The 16932-nt window shown below is 61.7% G+C and carries 16 protein-coding genes and 2 pseudogenes; 11 read left to right on the forward strand and 7 right to left on the reverse strand.

Annotated features, from left to right (window positions below; genetic code table 11):
* The first annotated feature begins 145 nt into the window (after positions 1 to 145).
* Entirely contained in the window at positions 146 to 1558 is a 1413-nt protein-coding gene (locus B2S33_RS15020; RefSeq protein WP_049696271.1) for a transglycosylase SLT domain-containing protein, read from the forward strand.
* Between the two features lie 207 nt (positions 1559 to 1765).
* Positions 1766 to 2074 (forward strand): hypothetical protein, encoded by a 309-nt coding sequence (locus tag B2S33_RS15025; protein ID WP_027914594.1) that lies wholly within the window; start codon positions 1766 to 1768, stop codon positions 2072 to 2074.
* A 33-nt stretch (positions 2075 to 2107) separates the two neighbouring features.
* Here the strand turns inward: B2S33_RS15025 and greB are convergent, their stop codons facing one another.
* Positions 2108 to 2611: a transcription elongation factor GreB gene (greB, locus tag B2S33_RS15030; protein ID WP_288650583.1), complete on the reverse strand. Its 504-nt coding sequence runs from the start codon at positions 2609 to 2611 to the stop codon at positions 2108 to 2110.
* 354 nt (positions 2612 to 2965) lie between these two features.
* On the opposite strand from greB, the gene B2S33_RS15035 reads away from it, so the two are divergent.
* Both B2S33_RS15035 and B2S33_RS21680 read left to right on the forward strand, forming a co-directional pair.
* Positions 2966 to 3658: an IclR family transcriptional regulator gene (locus tag B2S33_RS15035; RefSeq protein WP_027914595.1), complete on the forward strand. Its 693-nt coding sequence runs from the start codon at positions 2966 to 2968 to the stop codon at positions 3656 to 3658.
* Between the two features lie 334 nt (positions 3659 to 3992).
* Entirely contained in the window at positions 3993 to 4115 is a 123-nt protein-coding gene (locus tag B2S33_RS21680; RefSeq protein WP_373456156.1) for a homocysteine S-methyltransferase family protein, read from the forward strand.
* Between the two features lie 105 nt (positions 4116 to 4220).
* Here B2S33_RS21680 and B2S33_RS15040 read toward each other — a convergent pair whose 3' ends face one another.
* Positions 4221 to 6728, reverse strand: coding sequence for an ABC transporter permease (locus B2S33_RS15040; protein WP_236165527.1), 2508 nt, complete (start codon positions 6726 to 6728; stop codon positions 4221 to 4223).
* Complete coding sequence (locus tag B2S33_RS15045; protein WP_028686934.1) at positions 6725 to 7411, reverse strand: ABC transporter ATP-binding protein; 687 nt, start codon at positions 7409 to 7411, stop codon at positions 6725 to 6727. The genes B2S33_RS15040 and B2S33_RS15045 overlap by 4 nt, the downstream gene beginning before the upstream one ends.
* A gap of 10 nt (positions 7412 to 7421) precedes the next feature.
* On the opposite strand from B2S33_RS15045, the gene B2S33_RS15050 reads away from it, so the two are divergent.
* From B2S33_RS15050 to B2S33_RS15060, 3 genes are all read left to right on the forward strand, one after another.
* Entirely contained in the window at positions 7422 to 8027 is a 606-nt protein-coding gene (locus B2S33_RS15050) for an arylesterase (RefSeq protein ID WP_027914599.1), read from the forward strand.
* A gap of 58 nt (positions 8028 to 8085) precedes the next feature.
* Positions 8086 to 8376: a hypothetical protein gene (locus B2S33_RS15055; RefSeq protein ID WP_027914600.1), complete on the forward strand. Its 291-nt coding sequence runs from the start codon at positions 8086 to 8088 to the stop codon at positions 8374 to 8376.
* Positions 8377 to 8486: 110 nt separating this feature from the next.
* Complete coding sequence (locus tag B2S33_RS15060) at positions 8487 to 9464, forward strand: L,D-transpeptidase family protein (protein WP_288501212.1); 978 nt, start codon at positions 8487 to 8489, stop codon at positions 9462 to 9464.
* A gap of 131 nt (positions 9465 to 9595) precedes the next feature.
* Here B2S33_RS15060 and oprI read toward each other — a convergent pair whose 3' ends face one another.
* Positions 9596 to 9847 (reverse strand): outer membrane lipoprotei OprI, encoded by a 252-nt coding sequence (oprI, locus tag B2S33_RS15065; RefSeq protein WP_003259780.1) that lies wholly within the window; start codon positions 9845 to 9847, stop codon positions 9596 to 9598.
* Between the two features lie 501 nt (positions 9848 to 10348).
* Between oprI and B2S33_RS15070 the strand changes: the two genes are divergently transcribed.
* Positions 10349 to 10630 (forward strand): GNAT family N-acetyltransferase, encoded by a 282-nt coding sequence (locus tag B2S33_RS15070; RefSeq protein ID WP_023536046.1) that lies wholly within the window; start codon positions 10349 to 10351, stop codon positions 10628 to 10630.
* A gap of 42 nt (positions 10631 to 10672) precedes the next feature.
* On the opposite strand, the gene B2S33_RS15075 is transcribed toward B2S33_RS15070, so the two are convergent.
* Complete coding sequence (locus B2S33_RS15075) at positions 10673 to 11749, reverse strand: 3-deoxy-7-phosphoheptulonate synthase (RefSeq protein WP_027914602.1); 1077 nt, start codon at positions 11747 to 11749, stop codon at positions 10673 to 10675.
* A gap of 230 nt (positions 11750 to 11979) precedes the next feature.
* On the opposite strand from B2S33_RS15075, the pseudogene B2S33_RS15080 reads away from it, so the two are divergent.
* The 3 genes and pseudogenes from B2S33_RS15080 (at position 11980) to cysB (ending at position 14622) form a co-directional block, all read left to right on the forward strand.
* Positions 11980 to 12933 (forward strand): annotated as a pseudogene (locus tag B2S33_RS15080) (putative 2-dehydropantoate 2-reductase).
* A 90-nt stretch (positions 12934 to 13023) separates the two neighbouring features.
* On the forward strand, positions 13024 to 13521 hold the full coding sequence (locus B2S33_RS15085; protein WP_104926060.1) for a universal stress protein: 498 nt from the start codon (positions 13024 to 13026) through the stop codon (positions 13519 to 13521).
* A 126-nt stretch (positions 13522 to 13647) separates the two neighbouring features.
* Positions 13648 to 14622, forward strand: a complete 975-nt coding sequence (gene cysB / locus B2S33_RS15090) for an HTH-type transcriptional regulator CysB (protein WP_288650584.1) — start codon at positions 13648 to 13650, stop codon at positions 14620 to 14622.
* Positions 14623 to 14674: 52 nt separating this feature from the next.
* Here the strand turns inward: cysB and B2S33_RS15095 are convergent, their stop codons facing one another.
* A complete protein-coding gene (locus B2S33_RS15095) occupies positions 14675 to 15409 on the reverse strand; it encodes a phosphoadenylyl-sulfate reductase (protein WP_027914605.1) in 735 nt (244 codons plus the stop codon).
* 120 nt (positions 15410 to 15529) lie between these two features.
* A pseudogene (gene pabB / locus B2S33_RS15100) lies at positions 15530 to 16871 on the reverse strand (aminodeoxychorismate synthase component I).
* Positions 16872 to 16932: the final 61 nt, after the last annotated feature.

The raw sequence follows: 16932 nt of genomic DNA on the forward strand, positions 1-16932 counted from the left end.
CCTCGTGCCGCAGGGACGCCAGCATAGCAAAAGCCCGTGCCTAACGGCTGTCCAAGAACTTCAAGTCCAGGGCATGGTCTTTTTGACCTCAAGCCCTAACGTGGCGAACGTCATGCTGGCTAACCACTCACGACGGATACCTTGAATGCCACGCTACTGGCTCATGTTCATGCTGCTGTTGGGGCTGCCCCTGGCCAGCCAAGCGCAGACGCAGGTACGCCCACCGGGCCCGCAGTATCACATTGCGCCGGCCAATGCCCGCGATCTCCAGCACATCCGCAGCAGCAAGGTCTTGCGCGTGCTGGTCAATCAAAGCCGCAACAGCTCCGGCGAAGTGAAAGGCGAGCCCGTGGGCGTCGAGTACTACCGCCTGCGCGCGCTCGAGCACTTTCTCAATGCCCGGGTAGAGGACAGCCAGCGCATCGAGCTCAAACTTATCCCACGCGCCAAGGAGCAGCTCCTGGGCGCACTGGGCCGGGGCGAGGGCGACTTGGCCGCGCCAGGGGAACTGCTCGATCCTGCTACGGTGCGTAACGTAGTAGCAACTGCCCCGGTGCGTGATCAGGTGGCGCTGGTGTTGGTTGGGCGCAAGGGGGAGCGCACCTTCAGCCAGGCGGAACAATTGTCAGGTCGCACCATCGCGCTGACCAGCGCCAGTGCCGCGGGCCCGTTGATCGAGCAACTGAACCAGCGTCTGGCCCTGCGCAAGCGTCCCCCCGTCAAGGTGGAGTGGGTCGATCCGACCCTGGCGATCGAGGATGTGCTGGAGATGGTCCAGGCCGGTATCTATCACTTGACCGTGGTCGAACAGCCGATCGCCCGCCGCTGGTCAAAGGTCATGCCGAAGCTGCGTGTCAACCCGCGTGTGCACCTGGGGCCCTCGCAAGCCATGCGCTGGTACGTTGGTCGTGACTCGCCGCAGTTGCAGGCATCGGTCGACCGCTTCCTACAGAACTATCGCGCCCCTGACAACGAGGATGCAGCATTCGAACGCATCTATCGGCGTCAGTACCGGGTACACAACCCGCTCGCCCGCCAGGACCGTCAACGGCTGGCCTCGGTCAGCGCCGTGTTGCAAAAGCATGGCCAGGCGCAGCAGATCGACTGGCTCAACCTTGCCGCCTTGGCATTCAAGGAGTCGACCCTCAACCCGGCCGCGCGGGGGGCAGGGGGCGCACACGGGTTAATGCAAATCACGCCGGCGGCTGCCCAACGGGTCGGGGTCAGTAACATCAAGACGGTGGACGGCAACGTTCAGGCCAGTGCGCGTTACCTGGCCCTGATCCGTCGCAAGTTCTTCTCCAGCCCCCGCATCAATGAACGTGAGCGCATGGCGTTCGTGTTGGCCGCCTACAACCTGGGGCCCGAGCGCGTGCAAGCCATGCGCGCCGAAGCGCGCAAGCGTGGGCTCAACGGTAACCAATGGTTCTTCCAGACCGAACGCATCGCCATGGAGCAGGTGGGCATGGGGCCGGTCAACTTCGTCAACAGCGTGAACAAGTACTTCCTGGCGTTCAATCGGGAGCGGCGGGTGCTGGAGCCCAAGGGCAAGCACTAAGCGAGGCTGCACCGAGGCGGGCAATTGGCCAGAATCGTGCGCTTGCATGTTCGGTTCAATCGCTCTAGCATGACGCCTGCGCCGATTTAAACAGCTACTTGCGGGGCGCAGAGACGCCCGAGGGGTGTCCCGAAATACCGCTAAAGCGCTGGTTCGGTGACGCCTCCCACCGCTGCCCAGCGAGATTGGCGAGGCGGAGAATTCACCATGAGTTGCCCACGTACCAGTGTCTGTCTAAGCCCTCTGCCTGTCAGTCAGGCGTCGCGCACCCCGCGCATCCTGCTTGGGGGGGCGCACCAGCCCACACTTTTGCGCCACCTTGAAGGCTTGTCTCGTCGACGAGGCCAGGCCCGTGCATTCCTGATCCAGTTTGCCGAGACCGGCGAGCATTTCGCCCAGTACGCCAATGACCGGTTCGACCTTGCCGTGATTCAAGCGCCCGCGCCCGAGGCCTCGGCCGAAGTGATCGGCCATCTGGTCCGTATCGCGCGCCAAGGGCTGATCACGGCACGCTGAAAGTCTGCCGTCTTCTGCGACGGTGCAAAGCGATCAGGGTTTGACGAATCGTGGCGCGGCTTCGTGTGCATCGTATTGAATGTCGGTGACGTCCCAGTAGGCTTCTCCCGTGGGTGTGCGCACCTTGATCTCGTCCCCGACGCACTTGCCTATGCAGGCCCGGGCCATCGGTGAGTCGATGGAGATGAAGTCCTTGCGGTCGTAGATTTCATCCGCGCCGACGATTCGGAACCGCTTGCTTTGGTCGTGCTCGTTGGCGATGGTCACCCATGCTCCAAAAAACACTTTTCCTTCCTGCGCGGGCGAGTAAGGCACCACGCGCAGGTTCTCGATGCGCTTGCGAAGGTAGCGGACACGACGGTCGATTTCCCTCAACCTTTTCTTGTTGTACTGGTAGTCCGCATTTTCACTGCGATCGCCCAGTGACGCCGCCCAGGTCACTTTGCGCGTGATCTCTGGTCGCTCATCTCGCCAAAGCCAGTCCAGTTCATCTTTCAGGGCTTGGTAGCCTGCTTCGGTGATGAGGTCAGTTGCCATGTTTGCTTTTTTCCATATCCGAACCCGGCCAACATTGTCGCTGCGCGCACGGGGAGGTGGCACAGGGTAGCCGGGAGGCTACAGACGTTAACCGCCCAGATGCGCCATGTTCAAGCACTGGATCAAGCACTGGAGTCAGCGGTGAATGGTCCGTGCAGCTGAGCCACGTCATGGCCTTGGCCGAGTTCATGGTGCGTCCGCATGCTTGCAAGAAGCCCCGGACGACTGGCTGCAGATTGCGCAACCACCCAATCGATGTGGTCAGCTGTGATGGCGGTCGTCAGGGCATTGCCAGATAATGGGCGCTTTCAATGCCGACAATGACTTGCATCATTCACAGGTGAGGAACTCTCGATGGTAAATGTCCGGCCGCGTCCCGCGGTCAATGGAGTGGCTTCGGCCGACCGCGTGCTGACGGTACTTTCTGCGTTTCAGGTGGGGGACACGGCGCTGACGCTCGTCGAGCTCGTCGAGCGTACCGGGCTGATCAAAAGTACCATCATGCGCCTGATGGTTTCGCTTGAGAATCACGGCTATGTCAACCGCATGGCCGACGGTCGCTACCAGCTGGCCAGTGAAGTGATGCGGCTTAACGCCGTGTACGAAGAGGGTATCGATCTGGAGCGGCACGTGATGCCCAGGCTGCACCTTCTGGCCGAGCGTACGGGTGAAACCGCGTCGTTCTACGTGCGCCACGGCGCCTACCGCATGTGTCAGTACCGGGTGAACTCCCCCCATCGCCTACGCATGCACGTTCAACCTGGCGATATGCGTCCGATGGACGATGCTGCCGGCGCCCAGGCCTTGCGTACACCGTTTGCCAGCGGCATCACCATGCAGAAGCCGTTCTTCTCGATGGGGGCCACGGACCCGCATGCGGCTTCGGTAGCCTTTCCCGTCTACGGGGCAGGCGATGAACTGGTCGGGGCATTGGTGCTGTCAGGCCCTTCAAGCCGCTTGACGCCAGAGTGTGCCGAGGCGATCAACGAGGTCTTTCTCGACGCAACCCGCGATCTGATGCGCAGCCTGGGTTGCAAGGCCGCGTAGTTTTTCAACGCTTTTTCAGCCAACCGTTCACCGCCGTTTCACAGGCGTGGTACTCGTTCGACAGCCTGGTGATCTGCGAGGCTTCTCCAACCCGCAGGCGCCAGGTGCGTCAGGCTTGGCGACCTTCGCCCTCGGCGCTTGTCACCAATGCAAATGGCTTATCGCAATCACCTGCTTGACGGTGGAACGGAGCAGGTGCTCAAGCGCAGCGGAACCCCCTTCAGGCAGCCGGAACGGTTGGCGTTTGGGCTGATCGAGCCCCCAGAGCACGTGCTCCAGGCGCATTAGATGTTCATAAGCGCCGGCGCGGATCGTGACGGCCAACAGTTATGCTGTGGCGCCTTTCCCCTGCGCCACGATCATAGGCGGGTGCTGCGGTATCCGCCCTGAGCATATCGAACAACTTCATGAACACATCGGGATCGAGCCAGAGCGCATCGCACCTTCAGGTGGCTGACCAAGACCAGCAGCGGTATTTGGAGAAGCACGGCCAGGGCAGCTGCTCGCCGTAAGCCTGGCACGTCGGCAAGACGGTCCCGAGTCACGCAGGACCGCCTTGGCTTCACCCTTCACGCAGGACGGTGAGCGGTGAGGCATCAAGTGCGCGGCGAGTGCCGAGCACACCCGCGCAGCCTACCAACAGCGCGCCTGCGACGGGCATGAGCAGCAACCACGGGTGCGGGCTCCAGGGCAGTGCGAAAGCGTAGTGATACAACACCAAGGTAATCAGCTCGCACCCTAGCGCCGCCAGCAAACCGCTCAAAGCCCCCAGCAAGCCGAATTCGATGCGCCGTGTCTTGACCAGCAACTGGCGTTGGGCTCCCAGGGCACGCAAGAGCGCACCTTGGCGAATGCGCTCATCCAAGGTGGCTTGAAGGCCTGCGAACAAAACGGCCAATCCCGCGGCCAGTACGAACAGCAGCACATACTCTACTGCCAGCGTGACCTGGGCAAGTATGCTGCGCAATTGGGCGAGCAATGCATCGACCTGGAGGATGGTCACCGCAGGAAATGCGCGTGACAGGGCGACGATCTCCTGATCATGCCCGGGGGCGAGGTAAAAACTCGTCAGATAGGTCGTAGGCAGCCCTTGCAATGTGCCGGGTTGGAAGATCATGTAGAAGTTGGGCTGGAAGCTGTCCCAATGCACGCTGCGCAGGCTGATCACCTTGGCCTGACGTTGCTGGCCACCAATATCGAACGTGAGTGTGTCGCCCAACTTCAGCTGAAGACTTTCGGCGAGCTGGGCCTCTACCGATACGCCAGGTACCTCGACATCGGTTGGTGACCCTTGCCACCAATGGCCACCGGTCAATTGGTTGCCGTCAGGCAACTGCGCCGCCCACGTCAGGCTCAGGTCACGTTGCACGGCGCGTTCGCCTGCGGAGTCCTTCGTGACGATCTGTTGAACGGGCTGCTGGTTGATCTCGATCAGCCGCCCCGGGGTGACCGGGTACAGAGGAGCAGCAGCGGCGTTGATCTGTTTGAGCTGTTGGGCGAAGCGATCCTGATCGTCAGGCAGAATATTGAGTGCGAAATAATTCGGGGCGTCTTCAGGCAGCTGTGCCTGCCAGGTGTCGAGCAGCTCTGCACGCAGCAGCGCGACCAGGCCCATGGCCAGCAGGATCAGCCCGAAGGCCAGGGCCTGCCCAGCGGCGGCCGTGGGGTGGCGAAGCAGCTGGCCCAGCCCTAGCCGCCAGGCCAACGGCGCCCCTGACAGGAGCCGACGCAGACTACGCAAACCCAGCCACAGCAACCCGCCCAGGACCAGGGCCGCCGCCAGGCCACCTGCCAGGAGTGCGAAGGTCAGCAGCAGGTCAAGGCTTAGCCGCCACATGATAAGACCCAGGGCGAACAAGGCTGCACCGTAGACCAGCCAGCTGCTGGGAGGGACAGGGAGCAAGTCACGACGCAACACCCGCAACGGGGGCACTTTACCCAAAGCTGCAATCGGCGGCAGGGCAAAGCCTGTCAGCGCGACCAGGCCCGTGGCGATTCCAGCCAAGGCCGGCCACAGGCTGCCTGGCGGTACGTCGCTGGGCAGTAATCCGTGCAGCAGCTCGAACAAACCCAGCTGCGCGAGCCAGCCTACTGCGGCCCCCACGATCGCCGCTGCAAACCCGAGCATGGCCAGCTGCAAACTGTACAGGAGCAGTGCCTGGCGCCGCGACAGTCCCAGGCAACGAAGCAGGGCGCTGGCGTCCAGGCGCCTGGCGGCATAGCGGCTGGCAGACAGCGCCACGGCGACACCGGCCAGCAATACTGCAACGAGGCTGGCAAGGTTCAGGTAGCGCTCGGCTTTGCCCAGTGCGCCGCCGATTTGCTGGTTGCCATCGCGGGTGTCGCGCAACCGCTGGCTGGCCGAAAGCGTGTTATCGACGCTGGCACGGTATTGCGCCAATGCCGCGGCAGGGCCGCTCCACAGGTCACGGTAAGTCACGCGGCTGCCGGGTTGTATCACACCGGTCGCCGGCAGGTCCGCCAGGTTCATCATCACCCGTGGGGTCAGGCTGTAGAAGTTGTTCGCCCGATCCGGTTCATAGGTCAGCACGCGGCTCATGCGCAGGGTCTTCATGCCCACATCGATGCTGTCGCCGATGTTCATACCCAATGCCGCCAGCAGCCGGGGCTCTACCCACACCTCGCCGGCTGCCGGCCCGCCGCCTGGGTTTTCCTCGGCATAAGGCTCGGCGGCGCTGCGCACCTGGCCACGCAGTGGATAGGCGTTATCGGCGGCCTTTACCCCCGCGAGCTGGATACCGTTATCTGCGCCGACCACGCTGGTGAATTCGACCACTTGGGCGTGATGCAGCCCCAAGGCCTTGCCTACCGTAATTTGTGACGCCGCCGCTGGGGCGCTGCCTTGCAGCACCAGGTCGGCGCCCAGAAACTCACTGGCGCGCAATTGCATGGCGCCATTGAGCCGTGCGCCAAAATACCCGATGGCAGTACTGGCCGCTACGGCGACCAGGAGCGAGAAGAACAACACCCGAACTTCACTGGCCCTGAGATCACGCAGCAGCTGCCGCCAGGCCAGCCCCAGCAGGCGCGACGCCGGCATGCCCTTCATCCGGCCTCCAGGGGGCTGACCAACTGGCCCGCGTCCAGGCGGATATGACGGTGACAACGGTGCGCCAGTCGCTCGTCGTGGGTTACCAGGACCAACGTGGTTCCGCGCTCCTGATTCAACTCGAACAGCAGGTCGCTGATACGCTCGCCCGTGTGGCTGTCGAGGTTGCCCGTCGGTTCGTCGGCAAACAGCACGGCGGGCTGAGCGGCGAAGGCTCGGGCTAGGGCCACCCGCTGTTGCTCACCGCCCGACAGTTGCCGCGGCGTATGGCTCAGCCGTTGCCCTAGGCCTACGCGTTCGAGCAAAGCGCGCGCGTGATCGCGCGCGTCTGCGCGGCCATGCAGTTCCAGCGGCAACATCACGTTTTCCAGTGCATTGAGGCTGTCGAGCAACTGGAACGACTGGAACACGAAGCCCACGTGCTCGGCCCGGATGCGCGCCCGCTGGTCCTCATCGAGCGCGCCAAGGTCGTGCCCGGCGAGCGTCACCGAACCTTCGCTGGGCTGATCAAGCCCGGCCAGCAGCCCAAGCAGGGTCGACTTGCCTGAACCTGAGGCGCCGACGATGGCAAGGCTGTCCCCCGCGGCCAGCTCCAGCGATAGGGGGTGCAGGATGGTGAGTTCACCTTCCGCGCTGGTGACCACTTTGCTAAGGTGCTGCGCAACGAGCATGCTGGGGCCCATGGAGAATCCGATGCGAATGTGGTTGATGAGTGCCGGCCTGGCCCTGTATTGCCTGGCCCAGAGCGCGACTGCGGGAACGGTGCTGATTGTCGGTGATAGTATCAGCGCAGGTTTTGGCCTGGATACCCGCTACGGGTGGGCATCCTTGTTGCAGACCCGCCTGCGCCAGGAAGGTTTCGACGACAAAGTGGTCAACGCGTCGATCAGTGGCGACACCAGCGCCGGCGGGCAAGCGCGGCTGCCTGCGTTGCTGGCGGCGCACAAGCCGGCGGTGGTGGTGCTGGAGTTGGGAGGCAACGATGGGTTGCGCGGGCAGCCGCCAGCGCAATTGCGACAAAACCTTGCCTCAATGGTCGATCAGTCGCGCCAGGCAGGTGCCAAGGTGCTGCTGTTGGGCATGCAGCTGCCTCCCAACTATGGTGTTCGCTATACCACGGCCTTTGCCAAGGTGTACGAGGAGCTGGCCAAGGACAAGCAGGTGGCCCTGGTGCCCTTTTTCCTGGAAGGGGTAGGGGGCGTTCCTGAGTTGATGCAGGCCGACGGCATCCATCCCGCCCAGGGCGCCCAGCAGCGGCTGCTGGAAAATGCCTGGCCGGTGCTTAAACCGTTGCTCTGACGCTTTAAACGGGGGCGGGTTTGGGCTAATGTTGCGCCCCCCGTTCCGAGTACCCCCGATGCCGCGCCCTGCCTGGTCCCTTTTCGCCTACCAATTGATCGAGCCCGACGAACAGCTTGACCTGTTCGCCTGCCAGGAAAGTCGCGTTCACCTGGTCGCGCGGCAGCTCGAACTCGGCGTGCCGGTAGATAGAACATTGTGCGGGGGTTTATTGCCCGCGCACCCTCGCTGGTCCGGCGTACCACGCACCATCTATCGCGATACCCGACTGTGCGAGCTGTGCCGTGCCATTCTGGACGCGCAACGGCGGGGCATGCGGCCGATCTGGCCCCAGCTGCAGGCAGTCTAGGCGCGCACCTTTCATCATCTGTAACCGTGTCGGGCTCCGGGTGCCTCCCGCTGCTTGGGGCGGGGGTGTACAATCATGGCTTTCGTCCCACCTTCCAAAGGATTTACCGGATGTTGCCGCGCTTTCCCGCCGTCACTCGTAGCCTGTCCCTGGCCGCCTTGCTGGTAGCGGGGCCCACTGTCGCACTGGAGTTGCCACTGCCGCCACCTGGGGACGACATCGTCGGTCAGGTGCATGTGATCAAGGCCAAGTACGAGGATACATTCGCCGATATCGGTACGGCCAATGATCTGGGCTATCTGGAGATGATCGCCGCCAACCCGGGCGTCGATCCCTGGCTGCCTGGCGCCGGCACCGAAATCATCTTGCCCACGCGCTACATCCTGCCACCGGGCCCTCGCGAAGGTATCGTCATCAACCTTGCCGAATACCGCTTGTATTATTACCCCAAGGGCGAGAATGTCGTGCACACCTTCCCGCTGGGGATCGGTCGCGAAGGCTGGGGCTCGCCAATTGCCAATACCAAGATCATCGCCAAGACGCCAAACCCTACCTGGACGCCGCCGGCGTCGATTCGGGCCGAACATGCGGCCGATGGCGACATCTTGCCTGCCGTGGTTCCGGCCGGCCCGGACAACCCGCTCGGGCCCTTCAAGTTCACCCTGGGCGTACCAGGTTATCTGATCCACGGCTCAAACAAGAAATTCGGGATTGGCATGCGTACCAGCCATGGCTGCTTCCGCATGCTCAACAACAATGTGCTGGAACTGTCGGGCATGGTGCCAGTGGGTACGCCGGTTCGCATCATCAACGAACCGTACAAGTTCGGGATGAGCGGGGGCAAGGTATACCTCGAAGCCCATACGCCGCTGGATGATCAGGGCAATCCGTCGGTGGTCGACAAGCATACGGCGGTCATCAACGCGTTGCTCAAGCGCGAAGACCTGGCCAATAACCTGCGCATGAACTGGGACATGGTCCGCGATGTCGTGGCGGCTGAAGACGGTATGCCGGTGGAGATTGCCGTGCCCGTCGACAATCAGGGCGCCACACCCATGGTCTCGACGCTTCCAGAGGAGATGCAGTAACCCGCTGTGCGAACGGCGTTGCCAAGGCGCACCAGGCGTCTTGGGCGGCGCATCGCGCCAACGTGCGATTTCGAAACCAAAAAAAAGCCGACCCCCAAGGGGGTCGGCTTGATAACAGCCCCGAAGGACTATTATTTGCGGCTGGCTTTGTCCAGCATGCGCAGTGCGCGCTCATTGGCTTCGTCAGCGGTCTGCTGAGCTTTCTGAGCGGCTGCCAGTGCGTCGTCAGCCTTGCGGTAGGCTTCATCGGCACGAGCTTGTGCGCGGGCTGCTGCGTCTTCGGTTGCAGTCAGGCGAGCTTCGGTTTCTTTGGAGACGCTGCTGCAACCGGTAGCCAGAACTGCGGCCAGAGCCAGAGCAGAGAATTTCAGAACGTTGTTCATCGTGTTCCCCTTCAAGGACTTTCTATTAATGAGCCATCTCTCAGAAAAGAGAAACTGGCCGGCGTACATAGTACCCATTACTTGTAGTAAGTAAACTGACTGAACGCAAGAACTGCAAAAAAAAACAGTGCGCAGTGTCTGCGCCCACACTGGCCAGTGGCTCCCAGCCCCGAGGCAGCGGTGCAACACGACACTAACGGCAACTTTCGTGTTGAACTAAGGGTGACTTCTACTGTCTTTGTGCGTCTTAGTCGTACATCATTTGTCGGCAAAGCTAACGTCACACTTAACAGCGTAAGCGGTTGGTAGCTTGCATTCATTCAAAGCGCTTCACTTGAGCAATCCATGGGTATGCGCCTAGTATGTGGGTTTACAGAAAGCCCGAACGAACGCAGACGTCCAGCGGTCCAACGCGCAATAGATGATGCATGTGCCAAGTGTGCCGGGTATTGACCATCGATCAGGCTAAGGGTCTGCCGGAAAGGCCCGCAAGGAGTAGTGATGAGCGAAGCGCTGACCATCCACCATGACCAGGCGGGTCATCAGTTCGAGACCAACGTGGACGGTCATCGTGCCTACCTCACCTACATGGACTTGGGTAAGCAGACGCTGGACATCTACCGCACGTTCGTACCCAACGCCTTGCGTGGACGTGGGATCGCCGCTGCCCTGACCGAGCGCGCGCTGCAGTATGCCGAGCAGATGGGCTACACGGTGATACCCTCGTGCTCGTACGTGGAACGTTACATGGAGCGTCAGCAGCGTCACGCCAGCAAGGTGTGACCACTGCTTCGGGCAACGGGGCCTGGATGGCCCCTTGAGGTCTCAGGCGCGATTGCGCTGAGGCAGTACGTCCTTCAACTTCGTGCGCATGCTGCGCAACGTCTTCTCAGTCGCTGACCAGTCGATGCAGGCGTCCGTCACGGAGACGCCATACTGCAACTGCGACAAGTCCTTGGGAATGGACTGGCAGCCCCAGTTCAGATGGCTCTCGACCATCAACCCGATAATCGATTGGTTGCCCTCCAGAATCTGGTTCGCCACGTTTTCCATCACCAGCGGTTGCAATGCCGGATCCTTGTTGGAGTTGGCATGGCTGCAGTCGACCATGATGTTGGCCTTGATCTTGGCCTTGGCCAGGTCCTGTTCGCACAGGGCGACACTGACCGAGTCGTAATTGGGTTTACCATTGCCGCCGCGAAGCACGACATGCCCGTAGGGGTTGCCCTTGGTGGTCACGATGGAAACGCCACCTTCCTGGTTGATCCCAAGGAACCTGTGCGGCTTGGACACCGACTGCAGGGCGTTGATGGCGACGGTCAAGCCACCGTCGGTACCGTTCTTGAAGCCGACAGCCGACGACAGGCCCGAGGCCATTTCGCGGTGGGTCTGCGACTCGGTGGTACGTGCACCGATGGCTGACCAGCTGATCAGGTCCTGCAGGTACTGAGGGGAAATCGGGTCCAGTGCCTCAGTGGCTGTGGGCAGCCCCATTTCGGCGAGGTCCAGCAGCAGCTTGCGACCGATGTGCAAGCCATCCTGAATCTTGAAGGAGTCGTCCAGATAGGGGTCGTTGATCAGGCCTTTCCAGCCCACAGTGGTACGCGGCTTCTCGAAATACACACGCATGACCAGGTACAACGTGTCCGACACTTCTTCGGCCAGGGCCTTAAGGCGCTCTGCGTACTCATGCGCGGCCTTGATGTCGTGGATGGAGCAAGGGCCGACCACGACGAACAGGCGGTGATCCTTGCCATCGAGAATATTGCGCACCACGTCACGGCCAGCAGTCACGGTCTGCAGGGCCTGGGCGCTAAGGGGAATTTCCTTCTTGAGCTGGTCGGGGGTGATCAGCGTCTCGTTGGATGCAACGTTCAAGTCATCGATCGGTAAATCAGCCATCGTGTTACTCGTCAGGTCACGGGTGCCGGCCGCCAGCTATCCCCGTGCGGCCCAGCAGCAAGAATAATCGCAGCGGGGAGCCGAACCTTAGCGCGTTAGCGTTTGCGCCACAATGGGCATTGCCCCGCGCAGACGGGGTTTTTCCGGGTGGCGGGGTGGACAGCGAACATTGACCTGCGCGAAGGTGCTTGACCGGTGTGAAAACAGCCTGACATGAGAAGGAGAACCGCATGCGCGCGCGCAACCCCCGGATTGGCATCATCGGCAGTGGCGCCATAGGCGGCTTTTACGGGCTGTTGCTGGCAAAGGCCGGCTTCGATGTGCACTTTTTGCTCAGAAGCGAGTACGAAGCGGTCCGTCAGCATGGGCTGACCGTACACAGTGCTGTCCATGGGCAGCTGCATGGCAACGTGAATTGCTACGCCGACGCCGCGCAAATGCCGCCGTGCGATTGGCTATTGATAGGTGCCTAAGCCACTGGCAACCCTCAACTGGCACCGCTGATCGTGCAGGCCGCTGCACCGGATGCGAACGTGGTCCTGCTGCAGAACGGACTGGATGTCGAAGCGCAACTGCGCCCGTTGCTTCGTGCTGACATGCACTTGCTTGGCGGGTTGTGCTTCGTCTGCGCCGACCGCCAGGCGCCCGGCGTGATTCGCCATCAGGCGTTAGGCACCGTGAACCTGGGTTACCACAGCGGCCCCAGTAGCGATGGCGGACGCCGCCTGGTGGAGCAGGGGGTTTCATTGTTCCAGGCTGCGGGGGTGAATGCCGTCGGCATGCCTGATCTGGCTGGCGCACGGTGGCAGAAGCTGGTCTGGAACGTCCCATTCAACGGCTTGTCAGTGCTGCTCGATGCCAGCACGGCCCAGCTGCTGGGCGACAGCCATGCTCGCACGCTGGTGCAAGCCTTGATGGAGGAGGTGATAGGGGGCGCCGCCACTTGTGGTCATGCCATGCCCGCAGGCTACGCCCAGCAGCTGCTGAGCATGACCGAGCGCATGCCGGATTACTGGCCCAGCATGTACCACGACCATGTTCACCATCGGCCGCTCGAAATAGAAGCCATCTATGCAGCACCTCTGGCCCGCGTCCAGGCGGCAGGTTGCCATTTGCCCCGCATGGAGATGTTGTACCAGTCGCTGACGTACCTCGGTAAACGCAGTGAAGGGACCATGCGCTAGGCGCAGTCATGCATCAGCCTGGGCAAGCGAGGCGCTGATGCGCTGCTAAGCTCAAGCTTGCCCTGCCGCCATGGCAGTCGAGGAGGTCGAATGATCCGCTCTCTGCTGTACGCCACAGACCTCGGCGTCTATGCGCCATTCGTGATGCAGCATGCGCTTGCGTTGGCGCGCACATTCGGTGCCGAGTTGTACGTGATTCATGCGGTCGAACCGATGGGCCAGTTTGCTGAATCCCTCCTGCAAAGTTACCTGGATGAACACACCCTTGATCAGCTGCACAGCCAGGGCGTAGGCACGGTAATGGCCAACATCGAGCAGCGTGTACTGGAAAATTTTCGAGAAGAGCTGGGGGAGCAAGCCGATCTGGCAGTGCTCAAGGCGGTACGCGTACGCCAGGGCGACCCTGCGCAAGTGATCCTGGATCAGGCGCAGCGTCTGAGCGCCGACTTGCTTGTCTTCGGCAGCCACAGCGCCGGGGCCGGCGTGGACGTGCCCTTGGGTAGGACCGCGGTCAGACTGCTACAGCTTTCGCCGGTGCCGGTCTACATGGTCCCTTTGGCACAGCATTTAGGTCGTAGGAAGGCCTGAATTACGCTGTAGGCATATTCCAAGCTGTGTAACAAAATAGTTCTAGATTTATTGCGATTACCACTAATATAGTTATATATCGTCGCTGCCCGCTGCCGCTGACCCATGCTGAACTGAGGGAAACCTATGAAGCTTCAACAACTGCGCTACATCTGGGAAGTAGCGCACCATGACCTCAACGTCTCCGCGACAGCGCAAAGCCTGTATACCTCGCAGCCGGGGATCAGCAAGCAGATTCGCCTGCTCGAAGACGAACTGGGCGTCGAGGTATTTGCTCGCAGCGGCAAGCATCTGACGCGTGTCACCCCGGCTGGAGAGCGCATCATCAACACCGCTGGCGAGATCCTGCGCAAGGTCGAAAGTATCAAGCAGATCGCCCAGGAGTTCTCCAACGAGAAGAAGGGCACGCTCTCCATCGCCACTACTCATACCCAGGCTCGCTACGCCTTGCCTCCGGTGATCAGTGGCTTCATCAAGCAGTACCCGGAAGTGTCCCTGCACATGCATCAGGGCTCCCCGATGCAGATCGCCGAGATGGCCGCCGACGGTACGGTGGATTTCGCCATCGCCACAGAAGCGCTCGAGCTGTTCGGCGACCTGATCATGATGCCGTGCTACAAGTGGAACCGTTGCGTGGTAGTTCCACAGGGCCACTCATTGGCGAAGCTGCCCAAGCTGACCCTTGAAGCGGTGGCCGAGTACCCCATCGTTACCTATGTGTTCGGCTTCACCGGGCGCTCCAAGCTGGATGAAGCCTTCAGCAACCGTGGCTTGACGCCCAAGGTGGTGTTCACGGCGGCGGACGCGGACGTGATCAAGACGTATGTCCGTCTCGGTCTGGGCGTGGGTATCGTTGCGGGCATGGCGGTCGACGCCAAGCTGGACGGTGATCTGGTGGCCCTGGACGCCAGCGAACTGTTCGAGGCCAGTATCACCAAGATCGGCTTCCGGCGTGGCACTTTCCTGCGTGGGTTCATGTGCGACTTCATCGAGAAGTTTGCGCCGCACCTGACCCGTGAAGTGATGGCCAAGGCCATTCAGTGTCACAACAAGCAGGAGCTTGAGGCCCTGTTCGAAGGTGTCGAGCTACCGGTGCACTGATGCTTGGATGCCAGGGCCGTCAAGCGGCCCTTTTACTGATGCCGCCCGCGTTTCAAGCCTTGGTAATCAGATTGCCGGCGTGCAAGCCGCATTCCTTCTGGGTCGATTCCTCCCACCACCAGCGACCTTCGCGCTCGTGCTGATTGGGTAGCACAGGGCGCGTGCAGGGCTCGCAACCGATGCTGATGAAACCGCGCTCATGCAGGCTGTTGTAGGGCAGCTCAAGCATGCGGATATAGCCCCATACTTCTTCGCTGGTCATCTGCGCGAGGGGGTTGAACTTGTAGAGCGTGCGCTCCGGGGTGGAGAAGCCTGTGTCGACCTCAAGGGCTGCCACCTGGCTGCGCGTCCCTGGGCTCTGGTCACGGCGCTGCCCCGTCGCCCAGGCGCTGACGGTCGCAAGCTTGCGGCGCAGGGGCTCGATCTTGCGTATGCCGCAGCACTCGCCGTGACCGTCACGGTAGAAGCTGAACAGGCCTTTGTCTTTGACGAAAGGGTCGAGCTTGCTGCGGTCGGGGCTTAGGATTTCGATGGGCAAGTTATAATGCTCGCGCACCTGCTCGATGAAGCGATAGGTCTCTGGATGCAACCGTCCGGTGTCGAGGCTGAAGACCTTGACCTGCTTGTTCAGCTTCCAGGCCATGTCCACCAGCACCACATCTTCGGCACCACTGAAGGAGATCCACAGGTCGTCGCCGAAATGCTCAAAGGCGAGCTTTAGAATGTCCTGTGGGGATTTGTCCGCGTAAGCCGCTGCCAGGGCAGCGACGTCGAAAGGTTGGCTCATCAGGCGGTTTCCATCTTGGCTGTGGCGCTGGGCGCTCGTAGTGAGGCAATGGTAACAAAAAACCTACCCTGGTTGCGGGCGCGCCGAGGTGCGTCCAGCGGTTGACGGGGTAAAACCGCCTTAGATCGCCTGCAAGGTCTGCATCAGCACCCGCACCTTGGCAATCGACTCCTCGTACTCGGCCTGCCATTCAGAGTCGGCCACCACGGCGCCACCGCCCCAGCAACTGACCTGGCCGTCCTTGATCAACAGGCTGCGGATGGCGATAGAACTGTCCATCTCGCCGCGGACATCGACATACAGCAGCGATCCGCAGTAGAGCGCTCTGCGAGTGGGTTCAAGCTCATCAATGATTTGCATCGCGCGGATCTTGGGCGCGCCGGTGATCGAGCCACCAGGGAAGCTGTCGCCGATCAGGTCCAGTGCGTCCTTGTCAGCCGCCAGCGTCCCCGTCACGCTGCTGACCAGGTGGTGCACATTGGGGTAGGTTTCCAGGCTGAACAACTCAGGCACTTTGACAGAGCCAATCTCGCACGTACGGCCCAGGTCATTGCGCAACAAGTCCACGATCATCAGGTTTTCCGACCGGTCCTTGGGGCTTTGCCGTAGCTGCTCGGCATTGCGCGCGTCCTCGGCAGCATCCAGGCCCCGCGCACGGGTGCCCTTGATCGGACGGGTTTCCACATGCCCCTTGCTGACGCGGATGAAACGCTCAGGCGAGAAGCTCAACAAGGCGCTGCCATCTGCCAATTGCTGGAACCCGGAAAACGGTGTTGGGCACGCCTGGCGAAGCGCTTGATAAGCTCGCCAGGGATCGCCTTGGCAAGCAGCGCGAAACCGTTGGGTCAGGTTGATCTGGTAGCAGTCACCTGCCTGGATGTAGCGTTGAACCTGCTCGAAGGCTGCATGGTACTGCTCGGGCGCAAGGTCCCCGGTCATCGGCGCGAGCAGCTTGAAAGCCCCATTGGCCGTAGGCTCGCATTCCTCGAACAGGTGCACCAGTCGCTCACGCTCTTCACTGCCCAGGCTTGGATGGAACACCAGTTGGCTAGTACGGGTCGCGTGATCGGTCGCCAGCGCCCACGCGTACACGCCCAGTTGGGCATCCGGCAGGCCGNNCGTCCACCGCTTGGGTCGGCAGGTGTTCAAGCCGACGTCCAAAATCGTAGCTCAGGTAACCGATCAACCCACCGGCAAACGGCAGCTCGCTCTCTGGTGGCAGCTGTGCAGGTCCCAAGGCAGCCAGCGCATCGCGCAACCGTTGCAGGAAGGCGCGCCCCGTTTCGTCCGCCAGCACCTGCAGGTGCTGCACGGGCCACGCGCTTATCAGGTCGAAGCGGCCGCGCTCTGCGCCGGGGCGAGCGCTGTCGAGCAAAATGGCACCCGGCGCGTCACGCAGGCAGGAAAAGTAGGCAGCCGGGTCGGGCTGGTAGGGCAGGGCGTACAACGTACAGGTCGGCATCAGTAGGGACGGCGATGTAAAAGCGAGGACGGCGATTGTAGTCCGGCGCAGGCATTGCGCC

This window comes from Pseudomonas sp. UBA5568, from assembly GCF_002425525.1.
GTDB classification, from domain to species: Bacteria; Pseudomonadota; Gammaproteobacteria; order Pseudomonadales; family Pseudomonadaceae; genus Aquipseudomonas; species Aquipseudomonas fulva.